The sequence below is a fragment of the Prosthecobacter sp. genome (assembly GCF_044226605.1).
GTDB lineage: Bacteria > Verrucomicrobiota > Verrucomicrobiia > Verrucomicrobiales > Verrucomicrobiaceae > Prosthecobacter.
Genome location: NZ_JBGAGS010000021.1, coordinates 120,887 through 141,714 on the forward strand (window position 1 = coordinate 120,887; position 20,828 = coordinate 141,714).

The window sequence follows — 20,828 nt, forward strand, 5'->3', positions numbered from 1 at the left end:
GTTCCCGTTCACCATCCCCCGCCCAGCGCTTTCACCAGCGCCACGGTGGCGTTCAGCCGCCGCGAACGCAGGTCGATGGCGCTCCGTTCGGCATTCAGTGCGGCGGCCTGCGCCGTGGTGACGTTGATGTAGCTCAAGGTCCCTGCTTCATACTGATTTCCCGCGATCCGCTCGCTCTCCCGCGCCGCTCTCACCGCCTCATCCTGGGCAGTCGATTCAGCAGCCAAGATGCGCAGCGTTGAGAGCGCGTCCTCGGACTCCTGCATCGCCGTCAGCACGGTTTGCCGGTAATCCGCCACAGCCTGCCTCCAAGTGGCATCCGCCTGTCCCTTGGCCGCCAGCCGCTGCCCGCTATCCAGCAGGTTCAGCGCTGCATCCGGACCGAAGGACCAGAAGTTGTTTCCTTGCGCAAACAAATTGGCCAGCGCTCGCCAGCCGGTGGCCGCGCCAAGTGAAACCGTGGGAAAGAAGGCAGCGATCGCCGCGCCGATCCGCTCGTTCGCGGCCGCCACTCTCCGCTCCCCGGCGGCGATGTCCGGCCGACGCTGCAGCAGCGTTGACGGTGCAGTGGCAGGCACCGTGGGAATGTGCGAGGCCAGCGTGGCCGGCTTCAGCCCAAACTCTGCCGGCGTCCGCCCCGTGAGCACCGCCAGCGCGTGCTCCATCGTGGCGCGAGTCACCCCAGTCTCAATCAGCGCGGCGCGGGAAGTCGCGAGCTGCGTGGCCGCGAGTGCCACATCCGCCTCGGAGGCAACCCCCTGCCCCTTGCGGTTTTGCGTGAGTTCCAGGGACTTCGCATAGCTGGCCACCTGCCGCTCAAGCAGCTGCCTTTGCGCGTCTGCGGCCCGCAGGGAAAAATAGCTTTGCGCCGCCTGCGCCTGGAGAGTCAGCCTCGTGGACTCCACATCCGCCTGGGCTGCTTCCACATCCGCCTTGGTGGCCTTGGCGGTGTGTCTGAGTCTTCCCCATAAATCGATTTCCCAATTGGAGGTGGCGCCCACCGATTGAATCCTTTTCACACCCGAGCCCGCTCTGGAAGCATTGATGGAGTTCGCGCTGCCGCCACCGCCGAGTGCACCGCTCTTGTTCACGGTGTAATCACTGGTAAGCTGCGCAGTCGGCAGGAAGGCGAGCTTGGCAGCAGTCAGCAGGGCCGAAGTCTGCTGCGCCTTGGCCACCGCGGACTGCAGAGATTGGTTGGACACCTCCAGGCTTTGCATGATGGCGTCCAGATCCCTGTCATGGAAAATGGACCACCAGTTTCCCCGCGGCAGATGATCGGCGGGCTGCGCCACTTTCCAGCCGCGGCTCTCCTTGAAATTCGTTGGGATGTTCATCAACGGCGCCTGCTTCTTCGGACTGAAACTGCAGCCGGACATGGCCAGCATGAGCACAAGGGAAAGGGGGCGGTTCGTCATAGGGCAACGGGAGCGGAGGAAGCAGTCATAACCGGCTCGGCGTGGTGTTTCTTCAGGAAACGCAGCCGCAGGCCATCGAGAAAGAGATACACAACAGGCGTGGTGTAAAGCGTGAGCACCTGGCTCACGATCAGCCCGCCCACCACGGCCACGCCCAGCGGTCGCCGCAGCTCAGATCCCACGCCGCTGCCCATCGCCAGCGGCAGCGCGCCCAGCATGGCGGCAAAGGTGGTCATCAGGATGGGCCGCAGGCGCAGCTGGCAGGCCTCAAAAATCGCCTGGAACGAATCAATGCCTCGATCCCTCTCCACCTGCAGCGCGAAGTCGATCATCATGATCGCATTCTTCTTCACGATCCCGATCAGCAGGAAGATGCCGATCATCGCCATCACGCTGAAATCCATGCCAGCGACGTACAGCGCCAGCATGGCTCCAGCGCCGGCGGACGGCAGAGTGGAAAGAATCGTCAGCGGCAGCAGGAAGCTCTCATACAAGATGCCCAGCACCAGGTAGATGACGATAAGCGCCGTGAGAATGAGAATCGGCTGGCTGTCCAGCGAGGCCTGGAAAGCTCCTGCGGTGCCCGCAAAAATCCGCTGCACATCTTCCGGGATGTTCAGCTTGTCCACGGCTTGGGTGATCGCATCGGTGGCCTGCGCAAAGGCGACGCCGGCTGGAACGTTGAAGGAAAAAGTCAGCGCCGCAAACTGCCCCTGGTGGCTGATGGACAATGGTGCAGGCGCAGCTTCCCAGCGCGCCAGCTGGCTCAGCGACACCAGCTTGCCAGAAACAGTGCGCACCATCACGTGGTCGATGGCGCCCGCATCGTCATTTTCCGAAGCCTCCAGGATCACGCGATACTGGTTCAGCGGTGCATAGATGGTGGAAACCATTCGCTGGCCAAAGGAGCTGTTCAAGGCCGCGTCCACGGCCTGCATCGTCACGCCGATGCGCGCGCAGGCTTCCCGGTCAATCACCAGACGCGTCACCGTGCCCTTGTCCTCAAAGTCGCTGTTCACATCCGTGAGTTCCTTCAGCCCGAGCAGCGCCATCCGCACGCGCGGCTCCAGCTTGCGCAGGGTGTCCACATCGCCCGCCTGCAGCGTGTATTGGTACAAGGCACGGCTGGAGCGCCCGCCGATGCGCAGATCCTGCGAAGGCATGAGCAGCAACTGAGCACCGGCTATTTTGGAAAGCTTGCCGCGAAAGCGCGCCAGCACCACATCCATCGAATCGCGCTGGCTCACCGGCTTCAGCGCGATGAAGACCCTGCCGGTGTTCTTGGGCCCGCCCATGCGCGAGTCCGAACCGCAGCTCGCATTGAGCTTCGCCACCGCCGGATCTTTCTGCACGATTTCTGAGATCGCGATGATCTTTTCCCGCATGGCATGAAACGAAATGTTTTGGTCGGCGCTGATGTTGCCAATCAGCAGACCGTTGTCCTGCTGCGGAAAAAAACCCTTCGGTATCGTCACATACAGCCACGCGGTCAGGCCGACGATGCCGATGAGCGTCGTGAGGGTGAGCCAGTGATGCCGCAGCGCAATGTGCAGCGTGTAAGCGTAGAACGATTGCACCCAGTTGAAGATGCCGTCCGAGAGTCGCGCGAAAAAGCCCGGTTTGTGCCCGGGCTTGTCAGCGCTAATGAGACGCGCGCACATCATCGGCGTGGTGGTCAGGGACACCACAAGCGAAACCGCGATCGCCACGGAGAGCACCACGGCAAACTCACGGAACAGCAGGCCCATCAGCCCGCCCATGAGCAGGATGGGTATGAAAACGGCCACCAGCGAAATGCTCATCGAGATGACCGTGAAGGTCACCTCCCGCGTCCCCCGGCGCGCCGCCTCCATCACTGGCATGCCGTTCTCAATGTGGCGGGTGATGTTTTCCAGCACCACCACCGCGTCATCCACCACAAAACCCGTGCTGATCGTCAGCGCCATCAGCGAAAGATTGTCCAGGCTGTAGCCGCACAGATACATGACCCCAAAAGTGCCCAGCAGCGAAACCGGCACAGCCACCCCGGGGATCAAAGTGGCCCGCACCCGCCGCAAAAAGGCAAACACCACCAGGATGACGAGCAGTGTGGCAATCAGCAGTGAGTGCTGCACATCAGCAATCGACGCACGGATGGTGATGGTCCGCTCCATCGTGACATCCAGCGACATCGAGGCAGGAATCATCGCCCGCAGCTTCGGGACGAGGGCGTTGATCTTGTCCACCACTTCAATGATGTTGGCTCCGGCCTGCCGGAAGACAATCAAAGAAACGGACACCCTGCCGTTCGTGCTGCCATAGTTGAAGGCATCCTGCACGGAGTCCGTCACCTCGCCGAGATCCGCCAGCCGCACTGCCGCGCCATTAACGTAGCTGACCACGACCTCTTTGTACTGGTCTGCCTTCGAGAGCTGATCGCTGGCCAGCACCTGCCAGCGCCGGTCTGCGTCTTCCACCACTCCCTTGGGCCGGTTGACGTTCGCCGCGGAGATAGCCGTGCGCACATCCTCCATGGTCAGGTTTGCCCGCGTCAGAGCGCCCATGTTCATGGTCGCGCGAACCGCGGGGAGAGAACTCCCCCCAATGCTCACATTCCCCACCCCATCCACCTGCGAGATCTTCTGCGCCACGATCGTCGAGGCCACATCGTACATCTGCCCGGACGTATGGACGTCCGACGTCATCGCCATGATCATGATCGGCGAGTCCGCCGAGTTCATTTTGCGGTAGGTCGGATTTCCCGGCATGCCGGTGGGCAGCAGGCTGCGCGAGGCATTGATGGCAGCCTCCACATCCCGCGCGGCGCTGTCCACATCCCGGCTGATGTCAAACTGCAGGCTGATGCTGGTGCTGCCCATCGAGGACGAAGACGTCATCTCCGTGATTCCCGCGATCCGGCCCAGTGTGCGCTCCAGCGGCGTCGCCACCGTCGCGGCCATCGTCTCAGGGCTGGCTCCCGGCAGCGACGCCGAAACCGAGATCGAAGGCATGTCCACCTGTGGCAGCGGCGAGACCGGCAGGTTCGTGTAGGCCAGCACACCCGCAAGCGCGATCGCCAGCGTCGCGAGTGTCGTCGCTACGGGGCGGTGGATGAAGGTGTCGGTGATGCTCATGCGACGGAGGCGATGGCTGGGCTGGACTCAGGCTCCCGCTCTCTGCTGGTTGAAGGCACAAAACGGTCGAACATCAGGTAGATCACCGGCGTGGTGAAAAGAGTGAGCAACTGGCTGACAAGCAGGCCGCCCACCATCGTGAGCCCCAGCGGATGGCGCAGCTCGGAGCCTTCGCCACTGCCAATCATTAGGGGGAGCGCGCCCAGCAAGGCGGCCAGCGTGGTCATCAGAATCGGGCGGAAGCGCAGCAGGCAGGCCTGATAAATCGCCTCACGCGGCGGCATGTGGTGCTCACGCTCGGCCTCCAGGGCGAAGTCGATCATCATGATCGCGTTTTTCTTCACGATGCCGATGAGCAGCACGATGCCGATGATCGCCATGACGCCCAGCTCCGTGTGGGTCACCTCCAGCGCGAGCAGCGCCCCCACCGCTGCCGACGGCAGCGTGGACAAAATCGTCAACGGATGAATGAAGCTCTCATACAGGATGCCCAGCACCAGATACATCACCACCACGGCGGCAAGAATGAGCAGCAACTGGTTGTTCAGTGCGCCCTGGAAGGCCAGTGCGGTGCCCGCAAACGCTGTCTCAATGCTTTCTGGCATGCCCAGCTCTTCCTTGATGTGCTCGATCTCCGACACCGCGGCTCCCAGCGAAACTCCCGGCGCCAGATTGAAGGACACGGTCGCCACCGGAAACTGATCCTGATGCGCCACGGCCAGCGCGGCGGGTTCCTCCACGATCTTGGCAATCGTATTCAGCAGCACCTGCTGCCCGCCCGTGGCTGGGACACGCACCTGATCAAAGGCGGCAAGGCCCGCCTGAAACTCCAGATCATGCTCCAGCACGACGCGGTACTGCCCGCTCTGCGTGAAAATCGTTGAGACAAGCCGCTGGCCAAACGCATTGTACAGTGCCGCATCAATCGCCGCCACCGTCACTCCAAGTCGGCTCGCCGTTTCACGCTCGATGACCACCCGCGCCTGCAGGCCTTTGTCCAGCTGGTCGTCGGCCACGTCCGCCAGCAGTGGGGAGGCGCGCAGTTCATCGACAAACTTGTGCGTCCATAGCTGCAGCGAGTCGATGTCCGGAGATTGCAGGGTGAATTGAAACTGCGTGCGGCTCACGCGGTCTTCGATGTTCAAATCCTGCACCGGCTGCAGATACAGCTGCACTCCCGGCAGCAGGTTGGCCCGGTCCTGCAGCCGCCGCACCACCTGCACCGCGGAGACCTCACGCTTCTCCCGCGGTACGAGGTTGATCAGCATGCGTCCGCTGTTGGGCGTGGTGTTCACACCGTCCACACCAATGAATGAAGAAACACTCTCCACGGCCGGGTCCTCGCGAACCAGCCGCATCAGCTCCTGCTGTCGCTTGCCCAGCGCGGAAAACGACCCGCTCTGCGAGGTTTCGACGAAGCCCTGAATGAGCCCTGTGTCCTGCAGCGGAAAGAAGCCTTTCGTCACGCTTTCATACAGCAACCCCGTCGCCACCAGCGTGGCGGCAAACACCAGCATCGTCGTCGCGCCGTGGTTCAGCACGACGCGCAGCACGCGCCCATAGAGATGAATGATCCCATCAAAAGCCCGTTCCACCATCCGCGCCAGCGGGCCTTCCCCGCCATGCTTCAGCAGCCGGGCGCACATCATCGGCGTCAGCGTCAGCGAGACGACGGCGGAGATCACGATGGAAATGGCCAGCGTGATGGCAAACTCACGAAACAGACGCCCCACCACGTCCTGCATGAACAGCAGCGGAATCAGCACGGCGATCAGCGAGATGGTAAGCGAAATAATCGTGAACCCGATCTGCCGCGCCCCTTTCAGCGCCGCTGCCATCGGCGCCTCTCCGTCCTCGATGTAACGCGCGATGTTTTCGATCATCACGATGGCGTCATCCACCACGAACCCGGTCGCAATCGTTAGGGCCATGAGCGTCAGGTTGTTCAGGCTGAAGCCGCACAGCCACATCACCGCAAACGTGCCGACGAGCGAGAGCGGCACTGCAACCGCCGGGATCACCGTGGCGCGCAGGCTGCGCAAAAACACAAAGATCACCGCAACCACAAGGCCGATGGAGAGCAGCAGCTCATGCTGCACGTCTTCCACCGAGGCACGAATGGTCGTGGTTCGGTCGGTGAGAATCTGGACGTCCACCGCCAGCGGGAGGTTCTCACGCAGCTTCGGCAGCAGCGCCTTGATGCGGTCAGCCACTTCGATGACGTTCGCCCCGGGCTGGCGCTGCACATTCACCACCACCGCCGGCAACACTCCCGACTTCTCGTTCACATCCACCCACGCTGCCAGACGCACATTCTCTGCGTCATCCACCACATCGGCCACATCGATCACACGCACAGCCGCGCCGTTGCGCCACGCGATGACCAGATTGCGATAGTCATCTGCGGAAAGGAGCTGGTCGTTGGCATCCACGGTGCTGCTACGTGTGGCGCTGTCGAACCCGCCCTTCGGCTGGTTCACGTTTCCCGTGGTAATGGCGTTGCGCAGATCCTCCGTGCTCAGCCCTCGTGAGGCCAGCGCCACCGGATTGGCCCGGATGCGCACCGCAGGCCTCATGCCTCCGCTGAGTGAGACCAGGCCCACCCCGGAAATCTGCGAAAGCTTCGGCACCAGCCTCGTGTCCGCTGCGTCCTGCACTTTGATCAGCGGCAGCGTTGCTGAAGTCAGCGCCAGCGAGATGATGGGCGCATCAGCCGGGTTCACCTTGTTGTAGATCGGCGGATTGGGCAGGTCCGTCGGCAGAAGTGTCGCCGCCGCGTTGATCGCTGCCTGCACGCTTTGCTCGGCAATGTCCAGCCTCAGCCCCAGCGTGAACCGCAGCGTGATCACTGAAGAGCCACCGCTGCTGATAGAATACATCTGCGCCAGGCCGGGCATCTGGCCAAACTGCCGCTCAAGAGGGGCTGTGATGGACGACGTCATCACCTCAGGTCCCGCACCGGGATAAAGCGTGACAACCTGGATCGTCGGATAGTCCACCTGCGGCAGCGCTGACACCGGCAGCAGCCGGTAGGCCAGCCCGCCGACCAGCAGCACGGCCACCATCAGCAGCGTGGTCGCTACGGGGCGCTCAATGAAGATGCGTGAGGGGTTCATGCGTCATGCCTCAGGTAAGCTCCAGCCCTCATGACAGTGGCGCTCCTTTTCCGCGCTTCTCGTCCCCCTTCTCTCCCTTGTCCTCCTTGGGCCTCTCTCCCTTGTCACCTTTCGGAGCTCCGCCCGGAGGATTCTTGCCAGGAACGATGACCTCCACCTTGGAACCATCGCGCAGGCGGTCCACGCCCTGCGTGATCACCTTGTCTCCCGCCTTCAAACCTTCCGTGATGAGAACGCGGTCTCCCTGCGTGGGTCCAGTCACCACATTGTGCATCTTCACCGTGCTGTCATCCTGCAAGACATACGCATAGGCTCCCTTGGCCCCGCGCTGAATCGCCGTTGCCGGCGCCACGGTGGCTTTCGGCTGGATGTCCACCAGCAGGCGTGTGATCACAAATTCGTTCGGAAACAGTGCCAGGTCCGTGTTCGGCAGCTGCGCCTTCAATTTCAACGTGCCTGAGGTGAGATCGATTTGGTTGTCTGTCGTCAGCAGCTTGCCGCGCCCCAGCACTTTGTTCATCTCTTTGTCCACCGCTTCCACCAGCACTTCATCGCTGCTCCGGAGGCGTTTAAGCACGGCGTCCACGCGTTCCTGCGGGATCGAACAGAACAGCCCGATGGGATCCATCTGTGTGATGATGACCAGACCGTTCGCATCGCTGGACCGGATCATGTTTCCGGCATCCACTTGGCGCAGGCCTATGCGTCCGGACAGCGGCGCGGTGATCTTGGTGTAGCTGAGCTGCAGTTCCGCGCTGGCCACGGCGGCACGGTCTGATACCAGGGTGGCCTCATACTGGCTGACAAGAGACCTTTGGGTGTCCACCTGCTGTTTTGCGATGGAGTCCTGCTTCAGCAGCTCGGTATACCGGCTCATGTCCTTGTTGGCATTCGCCAGCATGGCCTCGTCCCGGCCAAGCTGGCCTTTGGCCTGATCCAGGATGACCTGAAACGGACGTGGGTCTATCTCCGCCAGCAGGTCCCCCGCCTTGACCATCTGCCCCTCCACAAAATTCACTTTGTTGAGCTGCCCGTCCACGCGGCTCCGCACCACCACCACCTGCAGTGGCGTAATGGTGCCCGAAAGGCTCACCCACTCTTCAAAGTCATCCTGCTTCACCTCTCCAGCTGTCACGGCCACAGGCCCGCCTGCTCCCCTGCCCCCCTTCCCCATCGGCGGCCCGCTTTGAGTTTGCGCCGGCCGGTGCATCCACAGCCATCCGCCAGCGGCAAGAACCAAAAAGATGATCACAAAACATCCGGCACGACCTTTGGCTGATGGCGGATTGGGTGGGGAGGAAGTGTCGTTCATGTCTGAATGGATCCGGAGCGCCCGGAAGATGATTCGATCTTGCGCTCACGCAAGAATACGAATCGGGCGAGAGCCTTGAATCAGTCTTTAAAAGCGCACTCCAAACCCGTATTTTTGCAGCTTGGCTATATATTACCTTCGTAAATACCAGCTATAAGCCAAAACCTTACCCGCTGTAGCGGCTGCCTTTCTTTAAAGATCAACCCAGCTCTGACACGGGTCTAGGCGTCAGGTCAGCCGTTCCCTTCGGAAACATGCGATCACGTGCGGTCAAAATTTCAGGCTCATCTGCTGTTACCAGCACCACATGCTCAAAATGCGCCGATGGTCTGCGATCCAGCGTCACCACCGTCCACTTGTCCTCAAGCGTGCGAGTCTTGCCGGTCCCCATGTTGATCATGGGTTCAATGGCCAGGGTCATGCCAGCCTTGAGACGCGGGCGCTCGCCTTTCTTGCCATAATTGGGCACCTCGGGCTTTTCGTGCAGCTTGCGGCCGACACCATGCCCCACAAACTCGCGCACCACACTGTAGCCATACTGCGTCACGTGGGCCTCCACGCTGTGGCAGAGGTCTCCCAGCATCCAGCCATCACGGGCATATTTGGCGGCGTTGAGCAGTGACTCTTCGGTGGCGGCCAGGAGGTGCAGCGTTTCCTTTGCCACATTGCCCACAGGCACCGTCAGCGCATTGTCGCCCACCCAGCCGTCAAAATAAACGCCGACATCAATTTTCACGATGTCGCCGTCCTGGATGACACGCGGCCCTCCAATGCCGTGCACCACCTCTTCATTGATGGAAATGCAGATGTTGCCGGGAAACTGGCGGTATCCCAGAAAGGCGCTCGTGGCACCACAGGCTTTGATCTCTGCGGCCGCAAGGCGGTCCACCTCGGCTGTTGTGACACCGACGGCGACTTGAGACGCCGTCTTGATGAGGACATCGCGCGCGACCTGGCAGGCCCTGCGGATGCCCTGCTGCTGCGCGCCGTGACGGATGGGAATGTTACCCGATTTGACGAAAGCCATGACGCGCTGAATTAAACTCACTTAACTGCCAGTTTATAGACGACGCCGATCAGCACCATGATAGCGAGGCCAACCCACATCCACACAACGGTGGTCGAGTCAACGGCACGGGCACCCTGCTGGATGCGATCCACGCGACCGCGGATGCGTCCCTTCTTGAGGAAGCCGTCATAGTGGGCCTGCAAAAGGTGGGTCTCAACCTGGCGCATCACGTCGAGCACCACACCCACCAAGATCAGCAGGCTCGTGCCACCAAAGAACTGTGCGGCGGAGCTCGAAATCTTCATCCAGCTGCTGACGATGCCAGGCATCACATACAGGCCCGTGAGGAAGATCGCACCTGCGAACGTCAGGCGGCTCATGGTAAAGTCCAGGAAGTCAGCTGTCGGCTTGCCCGGACGGATGCCAGGAACGTAGCCACCGCTCTTTTTCAGGTCTTCAGAAATCTGCGTTGGCTGGAACATGGTGGCCACCCAGAAGTAGCTGAAGAAGAAGATCAGCAGGGAGGAAGCCACATAATAAACCCAGCCTGTGCTCACGAAGATCGCCATGCGCTGAATCCAGTTCACGTCTTTGAACAGCGAAGCCAGAATCGTGGAGGGGAAAAGCAGGATCGCCTGCGCGAAGATGATCGGCATGACACCGGAATAGTTGATCTTCAGCGGCAGATACTGCGTCTGACCTCCATAGACCTTGCGGCCAACCACGCGCTTGGCGTAGGTGATGGCGATGCGGCGCGTCGCCTGTGTCAGGGCGATGACACCCGCGATCACAAGAATCATGAAACCCATCAGCATCACCAGGGTGACGGCGCTGGCCGGGCTGGCCTTCACGCTGTCCACAAAGGTCTGCCACACCTGGATAAGGGCGCCAGGAAGGTCGGAAACGATGTTGACGCAAATAAGGATGGAAACGCCGTTGCCAATGCCTCGGTCGGTGATCTGCTCGCCCAGCCACATCATGAGCATGGTGCCGGCTGTGATCGTGATGACGCTCGTGATCACGAAACCGATGCCATAGTTGGGCACCAGTGGCTGCCCGCCCAGTTTGTCGATCGCCTCCTGCAATCCTGCCATGAGGTAGTTCTGCTGCGGATCCGCCAGCGATTGCGCCAGCAGTGTTGCCTGAAAGATACACAGGGCGATCGTTGCCACACGGGTATACTGCGTGATCTTCTGCCGGCCGCCCTCTTCACGGGCCAGCTTGCTCAGCGGAGGCCACACGGCCGTAAGCAGCTGCAGCATGATGCTCGCGCTGATGTAAGGCATGATCCCCAGGGCGAAAATAGCACAGTTTTGCAGGCCGCCTCCGCTGAAGATGTTGAGCAACGCGGCCACCTGGGCGGCGCCACCGGCATTGTTGCCCGCCTTGTTCTCAATCCACGCATTCAGCACCGTCGGGTCCACGCCGGGAAGCGTGATCGAGGTGCCGATACGGACGATGACAATCATCGCCAGAGTGAAAAGAATGCGCGAGCGAAGTTCGGGGACTTTGAAGCTGTTGGCAAAAGCAGAGATCATGAGAGAGTGGCTCTAAGCGAAGATGGGCCTGCTTCCTGACAGCATTCGCTGCGCGGAGACCGGCCCATCAAAGAGGTTGGTTGGTCTGAAAAAATCAGGCAGCGATGGAACCGCCTGCTTTTTCGATTTTTTCACGGGCCGTGGCGCTGACTTTGGCGCCTTGGACGGTGAGCTTGCGAGCGAGGTCGCCGGTGCCGAGAATCTTGATGATGTCGCAGTTGCGGCTCACGAGGCCGGCTTCACGCAGCGCGGCTTCATTGATCACAGCGCCATCTTCAAAGGCTTCGTTCAGTTCACCCACGTTCACGACTTCGATAGCGTCCTGGAAGAGAGCGTTGTTGAAGCCCTTCTTGGGGAGACGGCGGTGCATTGGCATCTGGCCACCTTCAAAGCCGGGGCGGATGCCGCGACCTGCGCGGGCCATCTGGCCTTTGTTGCCTTTGCCGGAGGTTTTACCATGACCGGAGCTTTCGCCACAGCCGATGCGCTTGCGGCGCTTCTTGGCACCGGGGCGGGGTTTGACGTCTTGGAGTTGCATGAAAATTAAAAAAGGAAAAAGGGATTCAATCAGAGGGCCTTGCGTTCCTTGATCTCCTTGCCGCGTGAGCGGAGGATCTCGTCGGCAGGACGCAGAGCTGTGAGGGCGGCAAGAGTCGCGCGGACCACGTTGGCATGGTTGCTCGAGCCAAGGGACTTGCCGATCACGTCTTTGACGCCGGCTGCTTCCAGCACGGCACGTGCTCCACCGCCAGCGATGATGCCGGTACCAGGAGTGGCCGGTTTCAGAAGGATGTGGCCGCCACCATGGGCGCCAGTCACTTCATGCGGGATGGTGCTGTCCTTCAGAACGATGTTGAACATGTTCTTGCGGGAGGCTTCCGTGGCCTTCTTGATGGCGTCGGACACTTCATTGGCCTTGCCAAATCCGCAGCCCACTTTGCCCTTGGCATCGCCGGAAACGACGAGTGCGCTGAAGCTGAAGCGGCGGCCGCCTTTGACCACTTTGGCGCATCGATTGATGTGCACCACCTTTTCCACGCCGTCCACTTCACGAGGACCGCGGTCTTCACGGCGCCATGGGGAGCCGCCGGAAGGAGCTTGAGTTGCTGCGGGTGCTGCGGCCTCCACCGGCGCTGCTTCGGTAACTACTGTTTCATCAGCCATAATAGGAAAATTTGCGGGTGGATTAGAATTTCAGGCCCTTTTCGCGGGCGGCATCTGCAAGGGCCTTCACCTTGCCGTGATAAATGAAACCGGCGCGGTCGAAGACCACTTCGGTGACGTTCTTGGCCATGGCACGCTCTGCAAGGAGCGCGCCGATCTTGGTGGCGTTTTCGATGTTGGCCTTGCCAGCACCGTAACCTTTTTCCTTGGTGGACGCCGAAACGATCGTCTTGCCGGCAGCGTCGTCGATGACCTGCGCATACACGTTCGTGTTCGAGAAGTAAACGGCGAGGCGGGGACGCTCGGCTGTGCCGCTGAGCTTGCGGCGGATGCGCTTGTGAATGCGAGCGCGGATTTCTTTGCGATTGGTAAGAGCCATGATGAGTATCTCCGGTAATTATTTGACGGACTTGCCGGCCTTGCGGCGGATGTGTTCGCCCACATAACGGACGCCCTTGGCCTTGTAAGGCTCTGGCGGATAGTAAGCGCGGATGTCAGCAGCAAGCTGGCCGACGACCTGTTTGTCGATGCCTTCGATGGCGATCTTGGTGTTTTCCGTGACGGTCACCTTCACACCCTTTGGAATCGGATGCAGGCGGTCATGGGACTGGCCGAGCTGGAGATCGATGTTTGAACCTTTGACCGCAGCACGGAAACCCACGCCGTGGATCTCGAGGTTGCGGGTGTAGCCTTGGCTGACGCCAATGAGCATGTTGTTGATCAGACGCTGGGTGGTGCCATGAAGGGCGCGCACCTTGCGGTCTTCGGATTCGCGGGTGACCGTGGCGGTCTTCGCGTCAGATTCGACTGCAACGCCTGCTGGGAGAGTCCAGCCGAGTTCACCTTTAGGTCCTTTGACCTGCACCGAGCGGTCGGCGCCTACTTTAAGGGTGACTTTGTCTGGAATGGAAATGACTTGTTTGCCTACGCGTGACATATGAGTTGCGACGGGTTGGGGGTTTACCAGACGGTGGCGAGGAGTTCACCGCCCACCTTGGCCTTGCGGGCCTTGGCTCCGGTCATAATGCCACGGGGTGTGGAGAGAATCGAAATGCCCAGGCCGCCAAGAACGCGGGGGATCTCGGTGCTGCCGACATACTTGCGCAGACCAGGCTTGCTGATGCGGTCAAGCTTGCGGATGACGGGAGCCTTGTCCTGGTACTTAAGCTTCAGCTTGAGGCGTGGGTGTGCGGCGCTGGTGTCCACTTCGTAGCTCCAGATGTAGCCTTCTTCCTGCAGAATGCGGGAAAGTTCGGCCTTCATCTTGGAGAAGGGGATGAGCACCTGCTCCTGCTGTGCGGAGCAGGCATTGCGGATGCGGGAAAGAAAATCTGAAATAGGATCGGTCATGACGCTGAGGGTGTCCGGGTGTTTGGGTTATGCGGCGGCTTCAGTGCCATCTTCCTTTTTCGGCTGTGCAGTGCGGGTGCGGAACGGCATGCCCAGGGCGCGCAGCATTTCACGCGCATGGTCATCGTTGTTCGTGCTGGTCACGAAGGTGATGTCAAAGCCAAGCGGGCGCTTGATCTTGTCGAGTTCGATTTCCGGGAAGATCGACTGCTCAGCCACGCCGAGAGTGTAGTTGCCACGGCCGTCAAAGGCGCGGGGGGCCACACCGCGGAAGTCACGGATGCGGGGAATCGCTGTGCGCACCAGGCGCATCATGAAGTCATACATCTTGCCACCGCGAAGGGTGACCTTGACGCCGACGTTTTCACCTTCACGCAGCTTGAAATTGGCGATAGCCTTCTTGCTCTTGGTGATGACGGGCTTCTGGCCGGTGATCAGCGTCACTTCGTTGACGGCGTCTTCGATGGCCTGCTTGCGCTCGCTCTGGCTGCCGATCGCGCAGTTCACGACGATCTTTTTCAGCTGCGGGACTTGATGGATGTTCGCAAGGTTAAGCTGGGTCTTCAGCTCCGTGCGCTTCTGCTTATAGAGGGTCTGTAGGGTATGTTCCATGATTCAGTTTTGGGCTGTGCCGCCTTTCCCTCGAGGCCGCATCAGAATGATGCGACGATGGCGGGGGGGGAGACAAATGGGGGGGCGAGACTTAGGCCTTGGCCTTCTTCTTCGCAACTTTCTTTTTTGCTTCTTTCTTCGCGGGCGCTTCGACGCGCTTCACGTTGGAAATGTGGATCGGGGCTTCCTGGTCCTGGAAACCGCCAGCCTGGTTCTGCTGGGTGGGCTTGATCGCTTTCTTGATCATGCGCACGCCTTCGACGAGCACCCGGCCTTTGCCTGGCTGCACGGAGAGGACAACCCCCTGGGCGCCTTTGGCTGCTCCGGAGATGACGACGACATTGTCGCCTTTTTTAACGTGGGTCTTGGTACGGCTCATGGGAAATTACAGCACTTCGGGTGCGAGGGAAACGATCTTCATGAAGTTCTTGTCGCGCAGCTCACGGGCCACCGGGCCAAAGATGCGGGTTCCGCGCGGGTTGTTGTCCTTGTCGATGATGACCATCGCATTGCGGTCAAAACGCAGGATTGATCCATCGACGCGGCGGATCGGGTGCGAGGTGCGCACGATCACCGCACGCACGACTTCACCCTTCTTCACCGCCGCTGTCGGCGTGGATTCGCGGATGTGCGCGGTGATGATGTCGCCGACATAAGCGAAGCGGGTGTTTTTCTTGCCGAGCACGCCGATCATCGTGGCCAGTCGGGCACCGGTGTTGTCAGCCACCGGGATTGAGGACTCCATTTGCAACATAAGCTGTTTCTCCTGGTCAGGTTAGGGGGTTCAAAAAATGGCGGTTAGTGCTTCTGCACTTCGATCAGCTCCCAGCGCTTCAGCTTGGACAGCGGACGGGTTTCGGCGATGAGCACCTTGTCACCTTCCTTGGCCGCGTTGTTTTCGTCGTGGGCGTAGAACTTGGAAGTTTTGCGCACGATCTTCTTGAAGATCGGGTGCGGGACGCGGCGTTCAACTTTGACGACGATGGTCTTCGACATCTTGTTGGACACCACGACGCCGACGCGCGTCTTGCGCACGGCTTTCTTTTCGGTGGCTGCAGGGGCTGCTGCGGTAGGCTCGCTCATGATAATAGAAATGCTTCAGTGGGTTGATGACCGGATCAGGCGGCCTTCTTGGCGGCTGCGGCGCGGGCGCGCTCGGTGATGATGGTTTCGATCCGGGCGATCTCGCGGCGGATGCTGGTCAGACGGGCTGGGTTTTCGAGCTGTCCGCCACCGGCGCTCTGCTGCACGCGCAGATTGAGCGCTTCCTGCTTCAGTTCGCGACGGCGTGTGGAGAGTTCTTCCACAGACGATTCACGGAGTTCTTTGATCTTCATAATTCAGTTCGCAGTTCGCGTTGTTTATTTGTGCAGGCTTTCACGGCTAACGAAGCGGCAGCGCAGGCCGAGCTTCGTTGCGGCCAGACGGCAGGCTTCACGGGCAGTTGCTTCGTTCACGCCGGAGATCTCAAACAGCATGTGGCCTGGAAGGACCACTGCCACCCAGAATTCCGGGGAGCCCTTGCCTTTACCCATTCGGACTTCCGGCGGGCGCTGAGTGACGGGCTTGTGAGGGAAAATGCGGCAGAAGACCTTGCCTTTGCGCTTCAGGAAGCGGGTGATGGCGACACGGCAGGCTTCAATGTGGATGTTCTTGATCCAGCCGCGCTCAAGCGTCTGAAGGCCGAAGTCACCGAAGTCCAGCTTGTTGCCGCTGGTGGCGTTGCCGCCGCGGTTGCCGCGCTGCGATTTGCGATATTTTACTCTGCTTGGAAGGAGGGCCATAAATCTAGGTCCGGAGGAAAGGTTTTAGTTCAGTGTAGAAGGCAGGTTATGCCTGGGCAGCGGGAGCGGGAGCGCCCTGGCCCTGCGGGCGGCGGTCACCACCACGAGGTCCGGGAGCGCCTGGGCGGCGGTCACCGCGGTCGTCTCGGCGTGGGCGGCGTTCGCCGGAAGGACGGGAAACTCCTTCAGGAGCATTGCCACGGTTCATCCAGCACTTCACGCCGATGATGCCGTAAACAGTGCGGGCTTCAGCGAAGCCGTAGTCGATCGGAATACGCAGGGTCTGAAGCGGCACCTTACCCTGGCGATACCACTCAGCACGGGCGATGTCAGCACCACCGAGACGGCCGGCGCAGCGGAGACGAATGCCATCAGCACCCATGTCCATCGCGGTCTGCACGGAGCGCTTCATCGCGCGGCGGAAGGAAATACGGCGCTCAAGCTGCACGGCGACGGCTTCGGCCACCAGCTGGGCGTCGAGCTCAGGCTGCTTGATTTCGAAAATGTCGATCTTGACCTGCTTGCCACCGCACATTTCGGAGACCTTCTGGCTCATGACGTCGATTTCCTGACCCTTGCGGCCAATGACGAGTCCTGGGCGGGCGGTGTGCAGCGTCACGCGGACCTGGTTCCAAGCGCGCTCGATGACGATCTTGGAAATGGCGGCCTGCATGAGCTTTTCCTTCAGGTAGGCACGAATGGCGAGGTCGCTGTGCAGCGAGTCTGCGTATTCTTTTTCAGGTGCGTACCACTTGGAGCGCCAGTCTTTGGTGACTGCGAGGCGGAAGCCGATCGGATTTACTTTCTGTCCCATAAAGTGAAGAGGTGCGGTTCGGTGGCGTTGCGGTTATTCGGAAGCTTTCTTGGATTTCTCAGCCTTGGCTGCCTTCTTTTTGGCAGGAGCGCTGCGGCGGGCGGATTTCGGCGCCTTCTTTTCACCTTCGGCCTTGGCTTCTTCAGCCTTCGGCGCGCCGATGATGACGGTGATGTGGGTCATGCGCTTCTTGATCGGAGCTGCAGATCCACGGGCGCGTGGCATGATGCGGCTCAGGGCAGGTCCAGGGGTGGCCACTGCGGATTGCACAATGAATTCGGAAGCGTCCTGTTCGTGGTTGTTCTCAGCATTCGCGATCGCGGAACGGAGGGTTTTGCCAACAAGGAAGGCGGCTTTTTTCGGGGTGAAGTCGAGAACGCTCAGCGCCTGGTTGACGGGCATGCCGGTGATGGCACGTGTGACCTGGCGGGCTTTCTGCGAGGAGATCCTGGCGTATTTGAGGACGGAGCGGACGGACATAAAGCGAGGGGGGTTCTTGACTTCGTTTAGAGAGATTTGTTGAGATCGACGCGACCCCGGTCACCGACGCGGACGGGATCGTTGGCTGCGGCCAGTTCCTGGACCACGGCGCCACAGACAGAGTTGCGAACTTCAGTGACAAGCACTTTGGCGATGGGCTTGTCTTCGCGATAGATTTCAAAAGGCATTCCGGGCTTCACACCGTCCTTGGCACCGATGGAAAGAACGGCGATGCCAAGTTCATTTTTGAGGCTGACGACGCGGGCGTTCTGAAGGTCGCCTGCGACTTGATTGCTTTGACCGCCGCCAGCTTTGACGAGCGCGGCATCAGCAGCCGTGATCGCTTTGTTCAGACGATCCGCAGCAGCAGGATCAGCGTTCGGAGCGCTTTTCATCAGCCCCATGCCAGATTCTGCCATCTCAATCAGGGCGTTCGCGAGTTCATCGCGCTGCTCTTTCATGATGCGCAGATCGCCGAGGGCGGCGAGCAGACGTTCCTGAGTTTGATCCTTGGCGTTTTCAAGGGCGCCGACTCCAAGACCTTCAAGCAGACCGCGCAGCTTTTCATAGCGCTCCTTCAACTCGTTGGTTTCGGCATTGGCTGCCGCAGCGCTCTGGGCCAGGGCGTCATTCTTGTCCTTGGCGGCAAGAAGCTGGGCCTCCTGTGCCTGCAGTTTGGCTGCAGCGACCGCGAGCGAGATGTGCAGCTCCTGATTCTCGAGCTTGTCATCCGCACTCAGCCCCGTCACTCCCACTGCAAAAAGCAGGGAGAAAGTGGTGCAGGTGATGGAGGTGCGGAGTGACATGAAAAACTCGAGGCGCAGGAATTACTTGGCGGCCTTGACGGTGACAGCACCGTGAGACTTGAACAGACGGGTCATGGAGAACTCGCCGAGGCGATGTCCGACCATGTTTTCGGTCACATACACGGACACGAAGTCCTTGCCGTTGTGAACCAGGAAGGTGTGGCCGACGAGGTCTGGAGTGACCATCGAGGAACGAGCCCAGGTTTTGATGGGGCGTTTCTGCTTGGCGTCGTTGAGCTTGTCCACCTTGTCGAGGAGGGCTTGCTGAACGAAGGGACCTTTTTTGAGGGAGCGTGCCATGAGGTTGCTAGGGTAAGGAATGGATTACTTCTTGGCGTTGCGGCCCTGGATGATGAGCTTGTTCGTCGCCTTCTTCTTGTTGCGGGTCTTCTCACCCTTCGCGTGGCCCCAGGGGCTGAGAAGGTGCTGACGACCACCACCGGACTTGGAACGTCCTTCACCACCACCGTTCGGATGGTCGATCGGGTTCATACACATGCCGCGGACGGTTGGGCGGGTGCCCTGCCAGCGGGTGCGGCCGGCCTTGGCGCTGACCACGTTCATGTGCTCGATGTTGCCGACCTGGCCGATCGTGGCGTAGCACACGGCGAGGATCTTGCGGATTTCTCCGGAGGGCATGCGCACCAAGGCGAAGTCACCTTCACGGTTGGAAAGCACAGCGGCTTGGCCTGCGGCACGAGCGACGACGCCGCCTTTGCCTGGAGAAAGCTCGATGTTGTGGATCGAAGTACCGAGAGGGATCTTGCTCAGAGGAAGGGCGTTGCCCACTTCAGGAGCAGCCTTTTCGCCGGCCATCACCGAGGAACCGACCACAAGGGCGTTCGGAGCCAGGATGTAGGCGCGCTGGCCGTCCTTGTATTCCACAAGAGCGATGCGGGCGGAGCGGTTCGGATCGTATTCGATGCCGACCACCTTGGCGGCTTCGTCACGGCGGACGCGCTTGAAGTCGATGAGACGGTAACGCTTGTCGTGGCCACCGCCGATGTGACGGCAGGTGATGCGACCAGTGTTGTTACGGCCACCGGATTTGCGAAGAGCCACGGTAAGGCTTTTCTCCGGGGAGTGCTTGGTGATCTCGTCGAACGAGTTCCACTCTTTGTAACGGTTGGTGGGCGTAGTAGGCTTGAATGTTTTCAGCGCCATGACGGTAGGATAAGTTAAAGGGTTGCGTGGCTGAGCCTGGGTTTACGCGAGGTCGAACTTTTCGCCGTCCTTGAGACGGACGATCGCTTTCTTCCAGTGGTTGGTGCGGCCGTAATCGGCGCGGCGCTCACGACGGGCCTTGCCGTCATAGTTCGCTGTGCGGACACCGGTGACTTTTTTGCCAAAGAGCTTTTCGATGGCCTGCTTGATGTCGATTTTGGTGGCATCGACATCGACGGAGAACACATACTCGTTGTTCTTTTCGCCCAGCAGCGTGGCTTTCTCGCTGAGACGGATGGTTTTGATGACTTTGTGCAGGTCTTTCATGATCAGGCAGTCCTCTTGGCAAGGGTTTCAAGGGCGTCTCCGGTCACCACCACGCTGCGATAGCGGAGGAGGTGTTCGGCATTCACTTCGTCAGCGGAGATGAGCTGGACGTTTTGGACATTGCGGCCGGCGCGGAAGGTGAGCTCGTCAAAGCCTTTGCCGATCAGCAGCACGTTCTTGGCGGTGGTGAGGCCGTTGACCGCAGCGATGAAGCTCTTGGTCTTGCCATCAGCCACGGCAAAGCTGCCAGTGGTGAGTACTTCGCCATCAAGAATGCGGGCGGTCAAAGCGGCGCGGAGGGCCAGCTTGCGGGTGTTCTTGGTGGTCTTCTTGGCCCACACGGTCGTGTTGCGGGGACCAAAGACGACACCACCACCGCTCCAGATTGGGGAGCGCTTGGAACCCATACGGGCGTTGCCGGTGCCCTTCTGGTTCCAGAGCTTCTTGCCGGAGCCGGAAACTTCGGAACGGTTCTTGGTGTGGGCATTTCCCTGACGGCGGTTGGCGCGGTAGGCCACCAGCGTGTCGCTGAGTGCCTGGGAGCCTTTGTAGCCCTCGGTCAGTTGGATGTTGGCCGCCTTGGCGGCGTCAGCTGAGAGAATGGTCGCGGACATGATTCAGTTCCTCGTGGTTATTTCTTAACGACGGCTTTCTTGCCGGGGCGCACCACAACGATGCTGCCAGTGTTGCCGGGTAGGGCGCCTTTGATGAGCAGGATGCCCTCTTCAGGGCGGCTCTGCACAACCACGAGATTCTGCGTGGTGCAGCGGGTGGTGCCGTCATGGCCGGGCATCTTCTGGTTCTTCCAGACGAGACCGGGA

The 20,828-nt window shown here is 60.4% G+C and carries 24 protein-coding genes and 1 pseudogene; all 25 read right to left on the minus strand.

Features of this window, described 5'->3' with window-relative positions; translation table 11 throughout:
• Window positions 1-8: 8 nt before the first annotated feature.
• Complete coding sequence (locus ACILSO_RS25355; protein WP_395740275.1) at window positions 9-1,418, minus strand: efflux transporter outer membrane subunit; 1,410 nt, start codon at window positions 1,416-1,418, stop codon at window positions 9-11.
• On the minus strand, window positions 1,415-4,531 hold the full coding sequence (locus ACILSO_RS25360) for an efflux RND transporter permease subunit (RefSeq protein WP_395740276.1): 3,117 nt from the start codon (window positions 4,529-4,531) through the stop codon (window positions 1,415-1,417). Before ACILSO_RS25360 ends, ACILSO_RS25355 begins: the two co-directional genes overlap by 4 nt.
• On the minus strand, window positions 4,528-7,647 hold the full coding sequence (locus ACILSO_RS25365; RefSeq protein ID WP_395740277.1) for a multidrug efflux RND transporter permease subunit: 3,120 nt from the start codon (window positions 7,645-7,647) through the stop codon (window positions 4,528-4,530). The genes ACILSO_RS25360 and ACILSO_RS25365 overlap by 4 nt, the downstream gene beginning before the upstream one ends.
• A gap of 28 nt (window positions 7,648-7,675) precedes the next feature.
• Window positions 7,676-8,959: an MdtA/MuxA family multidrug efflux RND transporter periplasmic adaptor subunit gene (locus ACILSO_RS25370; RefSeq protein WP_395740278.1), complete on the minus strand. Its 1,284-nt coding sequence runs from the start codon at window positions 8,957-8,959 to the stop codon at window positions 7,676-7,678.
• A gap of 199 nt (window positions 8,960-9,158) precedes the next feature.
• On the minus strand, window positions 9,159-9,986 hold the full coding sequence (gene map / locus ACILSO_RS25375) for a type I methionyl aminopeptidase (RefSeq protein WP_395740279.1): 828 nt from the start codon (window positions 9,984-9,986) through the stop codon (window positions 9,159-9,161).
• Window positions 9,987-10,003: 17 nt separating this feature from the next.
• Entirely contained in the window at window positions 10,004-11,506 is a 1,503-nt protein-coding gene (secY, locus tag ACILSO_RS25380) for a preprotein translocase subunit SecY (RefSeq protein WP_395740280.1), read from the minus strand.
• Between the two features lie 94 nt (window positions 11,507-11,600).
• Window positions 11,601-12,044, minus strand: coding sequence for a 50S ribosomal protein L15 (rplO, locus tag ACILSO_RS25385; protein WP_395740281.1), 444 nt, complete (start codon window positions 12,042-12,044; stop codon window positions 11,601-11,603).
• A gap of 29 nt (window positions 12,045-12,073) precedes the next feature.
• Window positions 12,074-12,670, minus strand: coding sequence for a 30S ribosomal protein S5 (gene rpsE, locus ACILSO_RS25390; protein WP_395740282.1), 597 nt, complete (start codon window positions 12,668-12,670; stop codon window positions 12,074-12,076).
• Window positions 12,671-12,692: 22 nt separating this feature from the next.
• The gene (gene rplR / locus ACILSO_RS25395) at window positions 12,693-13,052 is read right to left on the minus strand and encodes a 50S ribosomal protein L18 (RefSeq protein ID WP_395740297.1); all 360 of its coding nucleotides are present in this window, start codon (window positions 13,050-13,052) and stop codon (window positions 12,693-12,695) included.
• Window positions 13,053-13,067: 15 nt separating this feature from the next.
• On the minus strand, window positions 13,068-13,607 hold the full coding sequence (rplF, locus tag ACILSO_RS25400) for a 50S ribosomal protein L6 (protein ID WP_395740283.1): 540 nt from the start codon (window positions 13,605-13,607) through the stop codon (window positions 13,068-13,070).
• Window positions 13,608-13,630: 23 nt separating this feature from the next.
• On the minus strand, window positions 13,631-14,020 hold the full coding sequence (gene rpsH, locus ACILSO_RS25405) for a 30S ribosomal protein S8 (RefSeq protein ID WP_395740284.1): 390 nt from the start codon (window positions 14,018-14,020) through the stop codon (window positions 13,631-13,633).
• A 27-nt stretch (window positions 14,021-14,047) separates the two neighbouring features.
• Window positions 14,048-14,632: a 50S ribosomal protein L5 gene (gene rplE / locus ACILSO_RS25410; protein ID WP_395740285.1), complete on the minus strand. Its 585-nt coding sequence runs from the start codon at window positions 14,630-14,632 to the stop codon at window positions 14,048-14,050.
• 91 nt (window positions 14,633-14,723) lie between these two features.
• Window positions 14,724-15,011 carry a 50S ribosomal protein L24 gene (rplX, locus tag ACILSO_RS25415; protein WP_395740286.1) on the minus strand — a complete coding sequence of 96 codons (288 nt, stop codon included), beginning with the start codon at window positions 15,009-15,011 and terminating at the stop codon, window positions 14,724-14,726.
• Between the two features lie 6 nt (window positions 15,012-15,017).
• Window positions 15,018-15,386 carry a 50S ribosomal protein L14 gene (gene rplN / locus ACILSO_RS25420; RefSeq protein WP_395740287.1) on the minus strand — a complete coding sequence of 123 codons (369 nt, stop codon included), beginning with the start codon at window positions 15,384-15,386 and terminating at the stop codon, window positions 15,018-15,020.
• 44 nt (window positions 15,387-15,430) lie between these two features.
• The gene (rpsQ, locus tag ACILSO_RS25425) at window positions 15,431-15,715 is read right to left on the minus strand and encodes a 30S ribosomal protein S17 (RefSeq protein ID WP_395740288.1); all 285 of its coding nucleotides are present in this window, start codon (window positions 15,713-15,715) and stop codon (window positions 15,431-15,433) included.
• 35 nt (window positions 15,716-15,750) lie between these two features.
• Complete coding sequence (rpmC, locus tag ACILSO_RS25430) at window positions 15,751-15,969, minus strand: 50S ribosomal protein L29 (RefSeq protein ID WP_395740289.1); 219 nt, start codon at window positions 15,967-15,969, stop codon at window positions 15,751-15,753.
• 24 nt (window positions 15,970-15,993) lie between these two features.
• Window positions 15,994-16,416, minus strand: a complete 423-nt coding sequence (rplP, locus tag ACILSO_RS25435; RefSeq protein ID WP_377166935.1) for a 50S ribosomal protein L16 — start codon at window positions 16,414-16,416, stop codon at window positions 15,994-15,996.
• Between the two features lie 46 nt (window positions 16,417-16,462).
• Window positions 16,463-17,230: a 30S ribosomal protein S3 gene (gene rpsC / locus ACILSO_RS25440; protein WP_395740290.1), complete on the minus strand. Its 768-nt coding sequence runs from the start codon at window positions 17,228-17,230 to the stop codon at window positions 16,463-16,465.
• Between the two features lie 33 nt (window positions 17,231-17,263).
• A complete protein-coding gene (gene rplV / locus ACILSO_RS25445) occupies window positions 17,264-17,710 on the minus strand; it encodes a 50S ribosomal protein L22 (RefSeq protein ID WP_395740291.1) in 447 nt (148 codons plus the stop codon).
• Window positions 17,711-17,736: 26 nt separating this feature from the next.
• A complete protein-coding gene (locus ACILSO_RS25450; protein ID WP_395740292.1) occupies window positions 17,737-18,516 on the minus strand; it encodes a hypothetical protein in 780 nt (259 codons plus the stop codon).
• Window positions 18,517-18,537: 21 nt separating this feature from the next.
• Window positions 18,538-18,816 carry a 30S ribosomal protein S19 gene (gene rpsS, locus ACILSO_RS25455; RefSeq protein ID WP_395740293.1) on the minus strand — a complete coding sequence of 93 codons (279 nt, stop codon included), beginning with the start codon at window positions 18,814-18,816 and terminating at the stop codon, window positions 18,538-18,540.
• A gap of 24 nt (window positions 18,817-18,840) precedes the next feature.
• On the minus strand, window positions 18,841-19,680 hold the full coding sequence (rplB, locus tag ACILSO_RS25460; RefSeq protein WP_395740294.1) for a 50S ribosomal protein L2: 840 nt from the start codon (window positions 19,678-19,680) through the stop codon (window positions 18,841-18,843).
• Window positions 19,681-19,722: 42 nt separating this feature from the next.
• Window positions 19,723-20,007: a 50S ribosomal protein L23 gene (gene rplW, locus ACILSO_RS25465; protein WP_184338228.1), complete on the minus strand. Its 285-nt coding sequence runs from the start codon at window positions 20,005-20,007 to the stop codon at window positions 19,723-19,725.
• A gap of 2 nt (window positions 20,008-20,009) precedes the next feature.
• Window positions 20,010-20,621 (minus strand): 50S ribosomal protein L4, encoded by a 612-nt coding sequence (gene rplD, locus ACILSO_RS25470; protein WP_395740295.1) that lies wholly within the window; start codon window positions 20,619-20,621, stop codon window positions 20,010-20,012.
• 17 nt (window positions 20,622-20,638) lie between these two features.
• Window positions 20,639-20,828: pseudogene (gene rplC / locus ACILSO_RS25475) on the minus strand (50S ribosomal protein L3); the annotation flags it as partial.

What these genes read in the sequence shown, in the direction of transcription:
- ACILSO_RS25355 (WP_395740275.1), bottom strand. Translation starts at nt 1,418, where the DNA reads ATGACGAACCGCCCCCTTTCCCTTGTGCTCATGCTGGCCATGTCCGGC.
- ACILSO_RS25360 (WP_395740276.1), bottom strand. Translation starts at nt 4,531, where the DNA reads ATGAGCATCACCGACACCTTCATCCACCGCCCCGTAGCGACGACACTC.
- ACILSO_RS25365 (WP_395740277.1), bottom strand. Translation starts at nt 7,647, where the DNA reads ATGAACCCCTCACGCATCTTCATTGAGCGCCCCGTAGCGACCACGCTG.
- ACILSO_RS25370 (WP_395740278.1), bottom strand. Translation starts at nt 8,959, where the DNA reads ATGAACGACACTTCCTCCCCACCCAATCCGCCATCAGCCAAAGGTCGT.
- map (WP_395740279.1), bottom strand. Translation starts at nt 9,986, where the DNA reads ATGGCTTTCGTCAAATCGGGTAACATTCCCATCCGTCACGGCGCGCAG.
- secY (WP_395740280.1), bottom strand. Translation starts at nt 11,506, where the DNA reads ATGATCTCTGCTTTTGCCAACAGCTTCAAAGTCCCCGAACTTCGCTCG.
- rplO (WP_395740281.1), bottom strand. Translation starts at nt 12,044, where the DNA reads ATGCAACTCCAAGACGTCAAACCCCGCCCCGGTGCCAAGAAGCGCCGC.
- rpsE (WP_395740282.1), bottom strand. Translation starts at nt 12,670, where the DNA reads ATGGCTGATGAAACAGTAGTTACCGAAGCAGCGCCGGTGGAGGCCGCA.
- rplF (WP_395740283.1), bottom strand. Translation starts at nt 13,607, where the DNA reads ATGTCACGCGTAGGCAAACAAGTCATTTCCATTCCAGACAAAGTCACC.
- rpsH (WP_395740284.1), bottom strand. Translation starts at nt 14,020, where the DNA reads ATGACCGATCCTATTTCAGATTTTCTTTCCCGCATCCGCAATGCCTGC.
- rplE (WP_395740285.1), bottom strand. Translation starts at nt 14,632, where the DNA reads ATGGAACATACCCTACAGACCCTCTATAAGCAGAAGCGCACGGAGCTG.
- rplX (WP_395740286.1), bottom strand. Translation starts at nt 15,011, where the DNA reads ATGAGCCGTACCAAGACCCACGTTAAAAAAGGCGACAATGTCGTCGTC.
- rplN (WP_395740287.1), bottom strand. Translation starts at nt 15,386, where the DNA reads ATGTTGCAAATGGAGTCCTCAATCCCGGTGGCTGACAACACCGGTGCC.
- rpsQ (WP_395740288.1), bottom strand. Translation starts at nt 15,715, where the DNA reads ATGAGCGAGCCTACCGCAGCAGCCCCTGCAGCCACCGAAAAGAAAGCC.
- rpmC (WP_395740289.1), bottom strand. Translation starts at nt 15,969, where the DNA reads ATGAAGATCAAAGAACTCCGTGAATCGTCTGTGGAAGAACTCTCCACA.
- rplP (WP_377166935.1), bottom strand. Translation starts at nt 16,416, where the DNA reads ATGGCCCTCCTTCCAAGCAGAGTAAAATATCGCAAATCGCAGCGCGGC.
- rpsC (WP_395740290.1), bottom strand. Translation starts at nt 17,230, where the DNA reads ATGGGACAGAAAGTAAATCCGATCGGCTTCCGCCTCGCAGTCACCAAA.
- rplV (WP_395740291.1), bottom strand. Translation starts at nt 17,710, where the DNA reads ATGTCCGTCCGCTCCGTCCTCAAATACGCCAGGATCTCCTCGCAGAAA.
- ACILSO_RS25450 (WP_395740292.1), bottom strand. Translation starts at nt 18,516, where the DNA reads ATGTCACTCCGCACCTCCATCACCTGCACCACTTTCTCCCTGCTTTTT.
- rpsS (WP_395740293.1), bottom strand. Translation starts at nt 18,816, where the DNA reads ATGGCACGCTCCCTCAAAAAAGGTCCCTTCGTTCAGCAAGCCCTCCTC.
- rplB (WP_395740294.1), bottom strand. Translation starts at nt 19,680, where the DNA reads ATGGCGCTGAAAACATTCAAGCCTACTACGCCCACCAACCGTTACAAA.
- rplW (WP_184338228.1), bottom strand. Translation starts at nt 20,007, where the DNA reads ATGAAAGACCTGCACAAAGTCATCAAAACCATCCGTCTCAGCGAGAAA.
- rplD (WP_395740295.1), bottom strand. Translation starts at nt 20,621, where the DNA reads ATGTCCGCGACCATTCTCTCAGCTGACGCCGCCAAGGCGGCCAACATC.